This window comes from Catellatospora tritici (assembly GCF_019083965.1).
GTDB classification, from domain to species: domain Bacteria; phylum Actinomycetota; class Actinomycetes; order Mycobacteriales; family Micromonosporaceae; genus Catellatospora; species Catellatospora tritici.
Window position 1 is genome coordinate 93,593 of record NZ_JAHRCY010000028.1, and the last position, 8,177, is coordinate 101,769.

The following is an 8,177-nucleotide window of genomic DNA, read 5'->3' on the forward strand; positions in this document are numbered from 1 at the left end:
CCCACCCCCCCCCCCGCGGGGGGTCCGCCCCCCCCACTCCGGCGCCCCCCCCCCACCACGTGACGGTGAGTCAGCCGCGCCGATCGTCGCCGCCGGTGCTCGCAAGCCGTAGCCGGGTCAGCCACCGCTGGGCGGACGCGGGCGGGCAGGCAAGGTGATGCACGGCCAGAATCAGGTCGGCGACGCCGGCCTGGAACATCAGCAGGGTGGCGCGGGCGAGCGGTCCGGTGACCGGGTCCACCGGCCGCGCCCGCTCGGTGCTCCGCCGCCGCCCCGCCGCCGCCGACGAAGCCGCGATGTCGTGCCGCTCGACGTGCATTTCCGCGCCGAACGGCACCGGTTCGAAGCGCCAACGCTGCTCGTGTCGTCGTACCCTCGCCGCCGCGGTGGTGTTGAATGCCTTCACCACGCTGGCGCTGGCCGGGGCCACCTTGGCGACTTGCTGCGCGATCGAGGTCTGCTCGCTGTGGGCCAGTCCGTCGAACGTGGGGTTGAAGGGGTTGCTGATGTCGACGATGACCTTGCCCGCGAGGGCGTCTCCGTACTCGGCGACGACCGGAACGACACCGTCGTACAACAGGGCCGTGATGACGATGTCCCCGGCCGGGACGGCGCCCCGCTTTCCCGTCGTCGCGCCGCCGCCCAGAGCCTTGGCCAGGTCATCGGCCTTGGACTGATCGCGGCCCATGACCTCTACGGTGTTGCCGCCCGCGACCGCGAGCGTGCCGATGGTACGGGCCATGTTCCCCGTACCGATGAGGGTGATGCTGCTCATGAGGTGTGCTCTCTTCCTTTTCTCAAGGTGTCGCTCTGTCTCGTTCGTGCCGGGTCAGGCGCAGGCGTCGGGCGCGACGTTTCTGGGCCAACTGCCGCGCCTTTCCCGGGACCTCCGGCTCGTCTTCGGCCGGTGGATTGGGATGCGTGAACCTGCCGCTATTCCAAAAAGAGGGGGTCAGGTCAGGGACATGGGACGAGGACATCCCGTGATCGTTACTCTCCGTTGGTGCGCAGCTCCCAGGGCTGCATGCCGGCGAGAGGCGCGAGGTGACCCTGCATCTCGACGGCGGACGGCAGCGGGCGCCAAAATATGGTCAACTCGGCGATCTTGCCTTCCGCGTCGAGCAGGATGTAGTCCATCCCGTTGACCGCCGTGTCTTCGATCTGCAGCCGGAAGAATGCGGCGTGGTGGGTCTCGCCGCTGAGGACCTCCTTGTAGGTGAGGTCCGTCGCCACCGCGGCGACGCCCTGGATGGCTGCCGTGACGGCCTCGCGGCCGGTGAGCGGCTCATCGCTGAGCGGGCTGATCAGCACCACGTTCTCGGCGAGGACACGGGCGAGAGCATCTTTGTCCGCGCCGCCGTGCATGCAGTCGACGAAGGACTCGACGGTGGCGCGGTGCTGGGCGAACGCGGTCATGGCTACTCCTCGTTGTGTATGAGAGCCGGTCGGCGCGCCGACCCGCAGGCCCGGGTCGGCGCGCCAGATCATCAGGGCAACGAACTCCCGAACTGAGATTTGATCTCGTTCACGGCTTGCGGCCGGCCGTCCCGACGATGCGGTCCAGCAGGGACGCGTCCGGCGGGACGGGCGCCGCCGCCGTACCCCAGGAGGCCCGGACCGGCTCCGGCAGCGTCGGCAGGAACTCGGTCAGGTACTACCAGACGGCTTGCAGGGTGCCTTCAGGCAGCTCGAAGGGCTGGCCGGTGGCCGTGGCCAGGTCCCAGCCGTGCAGCCCTATCTCGGTGAGCGCGATCCGGCCCCACATCTCGTTGGTCAACTCGATCCCCTCGTCGGTGGACCCCTGCCAGGCGCCGGGCTCCTGCCACGCCGTAGCCAGCGCGCATGTGCTGACCGATCAGCTCCCGGGACGAGTCGCCCGGCTCCTCGGCGGCCTCACGGCGAGCCAGCGCGCCGAGCCGAATGGCAGAGGCATTCGTGGTGTGTGGTTCAGATGGCGGTGGTGCCGCCGTCGGCGACCAGTTCCAGGCCGTTGACGTAGCTGGAGTCGTCGGAGGCGAGGAACAGGGCGACGGTGGCGATTTCTTCGGGGCGGCCCATCTTTCCGCGGGGGATCTGGGACTCGAATGCGGCCCTGGTTGCCTCGTCGAACAGTTCTTCCTGTTTGGCGGTGGCGACCTGGCCGGGGGTCAGGACGTTGACCCGGATCTTGCGGTCGCGCAGTTCGTTGAGCCAGACTCGGGCCCAGGCCTGCTGGACGGCTTTGCTTCCGGCGTAGAGGCTCCAGCCGGGGAAGGCGCCGAGGGAGGCGTTGGATCCGGTCATGATGATCGAGCCGTTGTCGTTGATCAGCGGCAGTGCCTTCTGCACGGTGAACAGGGTGCCGCGCGCGTTGAGCCAGAAGGCGCGGTGGAACTGTTCCTCGGTGATCTCGCCGAGGACGGCCGGTTCGCCCATCCCGGCGTTGGCCCACAGCACGTCGATCGAGCCCTTTTCCCGCTTGACGGTGTCGTACAAGCGGTCCAGGTCGTCCAGTTCGGCCGCGTCGCCCTGCACGGCGGTGACGTTGCGGCCGATCAGCTTGACGGCGTCGTCCAGTGCTTCCTGCCGCCGGGCCTGGATGAAGACGTGAGCTCCTTCCTCGACGAACAGCTTGGCGCCGGCCAGTGCCATGCCGGTGGATCCGCCGGTGATCACCGCTACCTTGCCATCGAGCTTTCCCATGATCACTCCATCTTGAGGTCAAGTTATGTACACCGTGCTGTTTGTGTAACCGTATCGGGGTGGCCAACCGAAGCGCAAGCTATGTACACCGATACGTACCCACCAGGGCTACACTGGCGACATGACGGAGTTGGAGAAGGGCCCCCTGGGCCGGCGCCGTGGCAGGGGCGCGCGCGAGCGCATCCTCAGCGCGTCACAGCAGATGTTTCGCGATCAGGGCATCAACCGCACCGGCATGGACCAACTCTGTGCGGTGGCCCAGGTGTCCAAACGCACGGCCTACCAGCATTTTACCGGCAAGGACGAACTCGTCGCGGAATACCTGCGTCGATTCGATCCCGACGTCATGCCCGGAGTGTTCGACCGCACCGACCTCACGCCCCGCGAACGGCTCCTCGCCGCCTTCGACATGCCGGCGTCCACGCCCCTGTGCCCCTACATCGCGGCGGCCGTCGAACTCCACGACCCCCAACACCCCGCATCCCAGTACGCACGCGACTACAAGACCGCCATCGCCGCCCGGCTCACCGAAACCGCCCGCGAAGCCGGCGCCACCAACCCCGAACAACTCGGCGAACAGCTGGCGCTGCTCATCGACGGCGCCTCGGCCCGCACCCGAGTCCTCAACAGCGACTCCTTCCCCACCGCCGCCGCCATCGCAGTCGTCCTCATCGACAACGCCATCCCCGCGTCATCGCCTCGGCAGCCCAGCGATGACCGCGGAACTACCGCGTCTGCTCCCGTCCCGGTGGGAGACCGATGACGGGGGACCATCTCGCTAACCGAGACAGTCCCAGCCGAGCATCGCGCAGATCGGTGCCGAGCTCACCCGTGCCCGGCGCCAGCACGTGACTGAGAAGGCCGCAGCGTTCCAGTCCGGGAGGAAGAAAGCCGTCATCGCCCGGTTCGTCCACAACGACCGGCTTCTGGATGCGCTCATGGCTCAGGCTTACTCGTCAATGCGGGTATCTCTCTCGGCGCGAAGGCCTAATACCAGCGACAACGCGGCCGAGGCGCCAACTACAACGCGGCTTTGCGGCAACTCGCTGATCGGCTCGTCGGCATCCTGCACGGATGCCTCAAGACCGGCACGCCCTACGATGAAACCACCGCCTGGTCACACCACGTGAACGCCCAGGCTTGACACCCAACGTCATGGCATGTCTTCCGCGCGGGACCATCTTGACTCTAGACAGGCCAGATCATCCCAGATCAGGAGGCACTTTCGCGTTCTCCGGCCTCGCCGCTGGCCGCCCTTACCGGGGGGCGCGAGGCCAACAGATGTTGAATAGATCACGGTGAACATTAGGAAATGCACTTGCGAAAGCGTTGATAGCGTCGCGAATAGCCTGCCCGTGCTACTTCAATCCGGAAATAATGTCGCCTATGTCTGGTTCATCGGAGAAGAAGGAGACAAACTTCGCGACGTCTTTCCCACTCCGCTCCGAGGCAGCGTATCAGCAGCCCTCCCTTGGCGCAGTTGATTGCCGACCACTCGGTGTCCGGCAAGGCGTGCCGCTGCTCAACGTATTCGCTGGCTTTACGAATCGTTTCGCATGGTGCCGGTCTCGTTGGATCAGAGCTTGGGGCTCGCAGCCATCTCGGAGGCCCGCGCCAGTGCTTGCGTGTCGATATACTCCCGGATGTTCGTCAGTTTGCCATTCCGGACGGTAATGGCGAAGACCCAGTGGTCGTCCCACGTCCTATTCGTGGCTTTGATTCTCCCCCTAGCGAACCCGATGACCAGCACACGGTCTCCCTGCGCTACGAATTCGCGGGGCTCCATGAATGAAGTTTCCACCGCTTCGGATTGCGTCTGAAGCAAATCCACCAATCCCTCGTGCCCGCGGCGCGTGCCGGCCAGCGGCCAGTCCTCGCCAGGAATAATCCACTCAATATCTTCGGCACACAACGCCAGCAGACCTTGCAGATCGCCACGGCCGATTGCTTCAAGAAAGTCCTTCACAATCTGGACATTCTCATCGATGCCCATCGGGATGTCTCCGTTCCCTTACGTCGGATCGTGTGCGATCTAATCGGATACGTTGCCAACCTGCCGGCGATGACGTGGTGTCGGTGATTCAGTCGATATCGACGTTCAAGGCGCTATCGAAGGTGCCGGCGCCGTTTCGGGCCACGCCGATGACTTCAAGCCGAGCGCCTCGAGCGTTGGGCCATGTGCAGGCCGTCGACATCCAACGTACGCAGCCCGAGACTCTCGAGGAACGGTGAGACGCGCGCCTTGGCCTCGGGATCGTCGGCTGCGATGAACGGCGTCGAGGCCCTCCACCCCGAGCAAGTACGTGGCTGAAGAGGGTGTTGAACGCCTTTTACGACAAGCGCGCTGACAGGGGCGCCTTGGCGATCTCCTGCGCACCAGAACTGCCGCTGGGGGTAACGAGGCGCCTCCGCGCCCGCTTTTGAACTCAATGCCTTTTCCATTGCTGTGGCCGCGTGCCTTTTGTCGGCGATGCTGTTGTCGGTCGAACTGCTCAACTGTGCTTTGAAGCGGCTTCGCCTCCAAGCTGCCACATTTCATAGTTACCGCATTCTGCTGTGATGCCGGACGTCGCCTGAGCCGCGGTGAGGAAGTCGTCGACCAGCGGCGAGATGCGCGATTCCGCCACCGCGAGGCACACCTGGTCGGGCGCCAGATCTGTGACGGGCACATAGCGGACTTCCGGATGTGAGTAGAACACGGTCGCCGAACGGGCCAGGAACGAGATGCCCCGGCCGGCCGCGACATGTTCGAGCGTCTCGTCCACCCCGCGCACCAGGTATCCGGCGTTGGGGTGCGGACGCTTGGTGGGCTGCGTGCTCGGGTCTGCGTGCCAGAGCAGCGGCTCGCCGGCCAGGTCGGCCTCGGTGATCTGTTCCTTGCCGGCCAATCGGTGGCCGGCGGGAAGCACTGCCACCCGCGGCTCGGTGTACAGCGGGGTGACGCGCAAGCCGGTTTCGTCGATGGGCAGCCGCACAAAACCGATGTCGATGCGGCCGTCGAGCAGCATCGTGGCCTGGTCGTCGGATTCGAGCCGCTGTACGTCGACGATCACGTCCGGGTGCCGGATGGCGAACTCCCGTACCGCCGGGGTGGCTGTGATGCCCGCGCGGAAGCCGACCATGAGCCGCTGGCTGCCGCGCGCGGCCGCGGTCACCCGGCGGCGGACCGCGTGCGCGGAGGCCAGCAGCGGGCCTGCGTCGGTCAACAACTGCCTGCCGGCGTCGGTCAGTTCCACGCCGTGGCTGTCCCTGATCAGCAGCGGGGTGCCGAGATCGTGTTCCAGCGCGCGGATCTGCCGGCTGAGCACCGGCTGCGCGATGTGCAGCTCATCGGCGGCGCGGCCGAAGTGCAGCCGGTCGGCGACGGCGACGAAGTAGCGCAACTTGCGCAGGTCCAGATCCAAATCCATGGAGCCTCCCGCTACGGCGATGCCTCCAGGGTATCGCAATCGTTGGAATAGGTCTTGGACACCCGCTCAGGCCAATGACATTCTCAAGAGGTACCCGATCGGCCGGAGCGAATCCGGAACAAGAATTCGACGTCGGGATTTGGTAGTAGGTCCCCAGAACTAGGATTAGCCGTCTGGAATTGGGCCATCCGTCGTGTCATTCGATGGCATCGACGACACAACCGTTAACAACAACGTAGTGGGCGTGGCGTTCTTTCCGAAAATGCTACTCCAGAAAGTTGGCACTCCATGAGCAGCATCAGCATTATCGGCCTGGGGAACATGGCCCGCGCTCTCGCCACCCGCGCGGTCGAGGGCGGCCACGCCGTCGAGGTCATCGGCCGCGACCCGGCCAAGACCAAGGACCTGGCCGCCACGCTCGGCGGCGGCGCCACGGCCGGGACATTCGGCACCGCCCCGGCCGGCGACATCGTCATCCTCGCCGTTCCGAACGCCAGCGCCGTGCCGGTCGTCACCCAGTACGGGAACGCGCTGGCCGGAAAGGTCATCATCGACGTCACCAACCCCATGAAAGCCGACGCCACCGGGCTGACCACCCCTGACGGCACTTCCGCCGCTCAGGAGATCGCCAACGCCGCCCCGGCGAGCGCGCACGTCGTGAAGGCGTTCAACACCGTCTTCGGCCACGTCCTGACCCCGGGCCGCCCGCTGGACGTGCTCTTCGCCGGCGACGACGCGCGGGCCAAGGCGAGCGTATCGGCGTTCATCGAGAGCCTCGGGTTGCGTCCCCTGGATGCCGGAGGCCTGGAGATGGCGCACTGGCTGGAAGGGACAGGCCTGCTGATGGTCAGCCTGGCCAACCACGGCGTGGGGGACTTCAACTTCGCCCTCGGCGTCAGCAATCTCAGCTGAGCACACCTGCACCACCATTTCTCGCGCCACCTCATTCATAAGGAACAGAAGCATGCGCGTTTTCGTCACTGGCGGGACCGGTCATGCCGGTTCGTACATCATCCCCGAGCTCATCGCCGCCGGGCACGAGGTCACCGGCCTGGCCCGGTCGGACACCGCCGCGGCGGCGCTATCCACGCTCGGCGCGAAGGTGCGTCGCGGCGACCTCGAGGATCTCGACGGGCTCAAGGAGGCGGCCGCGGACTCCGACGGCGTCATCCACGTCGCGCACCGGCAGGACCTGCTTTTCTCCGGCGGCATCCACGCCGTGGCGACCGCGGAGGTCCCGATCATGCTCGCCTACGGCGAGGCACTGACAGAAACCGGAAAGCCGCTGGTCGCGGCGGGGAGCATCGGCTCGCCCGGGCAGGGATTCCTGGGCCGAACGGCCACCGAGGAGGACCCGGCCCTGCCCAGCGGCGATGAGCACAAGGGCACCCTGCGGGCTCGTAACGTCGTGGAAACCACCGTGATCGGCCTCGCCGAGCAGGGCGTGCGGTCCTCGGTCGTGCGGATCGCCAACATCGCGCACAGCACGACCGACAATGCCGGCTTCCTGCCCCTGCTGATCGCGCTCGCGAAGGAGAAGGGCTTCATCGGCTATCCCGGAGACGGCGCGAACTTGTGGAACGCCGTGCACATGCGCGATGCCGCCTCCTTGTTCCGCCTGGCGCTGGAGAAGGGCCCGGCCGGCAAATCCTGGCACGCGGTCGACGACGGGGGTATCCCGTTCCGCGAGATCGCCGAGGCCATCGGCAGCCGTCTGGACCTGCCCGCCGTGAGCGTTCCCGTGGACGAACTGGTGCTGCCGGGATACTTCGGGCTCCTCGCCAACATCGTCACGCAGAGCTACCCGGCGTCCAACCTCATCACCCGCCGGACCCTCGGCTGGGAACCCGCTCAGCCCTGCCTGCTCGCCGATCTGGACAACGGGCACTACTTCCCCGCCAGCTGACGGCAAGAACCCGAATCGCCACGAGACCGGCACATGACAAAGAAAGCGGCTTAGAGCGACCGGCAGTAGGCGTTGAGCTGGGCGTGGCCGGTCAGGGATAGCGAACAGGCACGGGACTCATCGATCATTGGAGTTCTCTACGCTTCAACGACAGGAGTCCCGTGCCTGCCGTGCCATCA

Annotated in this window: 9 protein-coding genes; 3 read left to right on the forward strand and 6 right to left on the reverse strand. The window is 66.2% G+C overall.

From position 1 onward, the window contains the following. Nucleotides 1–70: 70 nt before the first annotated feature. From KUA19_RS37325 to KUA19_RS37335, 4 genes are all read right to left on the reverse strand, one after another. The gene (locus tag KUA19_RS37325) at nucleotides 71–775 is read right to left on the reverse strand and encodes an NAD(P)-binding domain-containing protein (RefSeq protein WP_217403847.1); all 705 of its coding nucleotides are present in this window, start codon (nucleotides 773–775) and stop codon (nucleotides 71–73) included. 215 nt (nucleotides 776–990) lie between these two features. Then, a complete protein-coding gene (locus tag KUA19_RS37330; protein ID WP_217403849.1) occupies nucleotides 991–1,416 on the reverse strand; it encodes a nuclear transport factor 2 family protein in 426 nt (141 codons plus the stop codon). Between the two features lie 238 nt (nucleotides 1,417–1,654). Then, entirely contained in the window at nucleotides 1,655–1,777 is a 123-nt protein-coding gene (locus KUA19_RS44260; RefSeq protein WP_302563609.1) for a hypothetical protein, read from the reverse strand. A 170-nt stretch (nucleotides 1,778–1,947) separates the two neighbouring features. Then, a complete protein-coding gene (locus tag KUA19_RS37335) occupies nucleotides 1,948–2,682 on the reverse strand; it encodes an SDR family NAD(P)-dependent oxidoreductase (RefSeq protein WP_217403851.1) in 735 nt (244 codons plus the stop codon). 121 nt (nucleotides 2,683–2,803) lie between these two features. Between KUA19_RS37335 and KUA19_RS37340 the strand changes: the two genes are divergently transcribed. Further along, a complete protein-coding gene (locus KUA19_RS37340) occupies nucleotides 2,804–3,445 on the forward strand; it encodes a TetR/AcrR family transcriptional regulator (RefSeq protein WP_217403853.1) in 642 nt (213 codons plus the stop codon). 813 nt (nucleotides 3,446–4,258) lie between these two features. Here KUA19_RS37340 and KUA19_RS37345 read toward each other — a convergent pair. After that, a complete protein-coding gene (locus KUA19_RS37345) occupies nucleotides 4,259–4,675 on the reverse strand; it encodes a nuclear transport factor 2 family protein (protein ID WP_217403855.1) in 417 nt (138 codons plus the stop codon). A 499-nt stretch (nucleotides 4,676–5,174) separates the two neighbouring features. Beyond that, nucleotides 5,175–6,092: a LysR family transcriptional regulator gene (locus KUA19_RS37350; RefSeq protein ID WP_254550729.1), complete on the reverse strand. Its 918-nt coding sequence runs from the start codon at nucleotides 6,090–6,092 to the stop codon at nucleotides 5,175–5,177. A 288-nt stretch (nucleotides 6,093–6,380) separates the two neighbouring features. Here KUA19_RS37350 and KUA19_RS37355 point away from each other — a divergent pair, with 288 nt between their 5' ends. Both KUA19_RS37355 and KUA19_RS37360 read left to right on the forward strand, forming a co-directional pair. Continuing rightward, a complete protein-coding gene (locus KUA19_RS37355) occupies nucleotides 6,381–7,004 on the forward strand; it encodes an NADPH-dependent F420 reductase (RefSeq protein ID WP_217403857.1) in 624 nt (207 codons plus the stop codon). Between the two features lie 52 nt (nucleotides 7,005–7,056). Continuing rightward, the gene (locus KUA19_RS37360) at nucleotides 7,057–7,998 is read left to right on the forward strand and encodes an SDR family oxidoreductase (protein WP_217403859.1); all 942 of its coding nucleotides are present in this window, start codon (nucleotides 7,057–7,059) and stop codon (nucleotides 7,996–7,998) included. The last annotated feature ends 179 nt before the right edge of the window (nucleotides 7,999–8,177 follow it).

Excerpts from the sequence above, each read along its gene's own strand:
- KUA19_RS37360 (WP_217403859.1), top strand. The coding sequence starts at position 7,057 with ATGCGCGTTTTCGTCACTGGCGGGACCGGTCATGCCGGTTCGTACATC.
- KUA19_RS37340 (WP_217403853.1), top strand. The coding sequence starts at position 2,804 with ATGACGGAGTTGGAGAAGGGCCCCCTGGGCCGGCGCCGTGGCAGGGGC.
- KUA19_RS37330 (WP_217403849.1), bottom strand. The coding sequence starts at position 1,416 with ATGACCGCGTTCGCCCAGCACCGCGCCACCGTCGAGTCCTTCGTCGAC.
- KUA19_RS37345 (WP_217403855.1), bottom strand. The coding sequence starts at position 4,675 with ATGGGCATCGATGAGAATGTCCAGATTGTGAAGGACTTTCTTGAAGCA.
- KUA19_RS37350 (WP_254550729.1), bottom strand. The coding sequence starts at position 6,092 with ATGGATTTGGATCTGGACCTGCGCAAGTTGCGCTACTTCGTCGCCGTC.
- KUA19_RS37325 (WP_217403847.1), bottom strand. The coding sequence starts at position 775 with ATGAGCAGCATCACCCTCATCGGTACGGGGAACATGGCCCGTACCATC.
- KUA19_RS37335 (WP_217403851.1), bottom strand. The coding sequence starts at position 2,682 with ATGGGAAAGCTCGATGGCAAGGTAGCGGTGATCACCGGCGGATCCACC.
- KUA19_RS37355 (WP_217403857.1), top strand. The coding sequence starts at position 6,381 with ATGAGCAGCATCAGCATTATCGGCCTGGGGAACATGGCCCGCGCTCTC.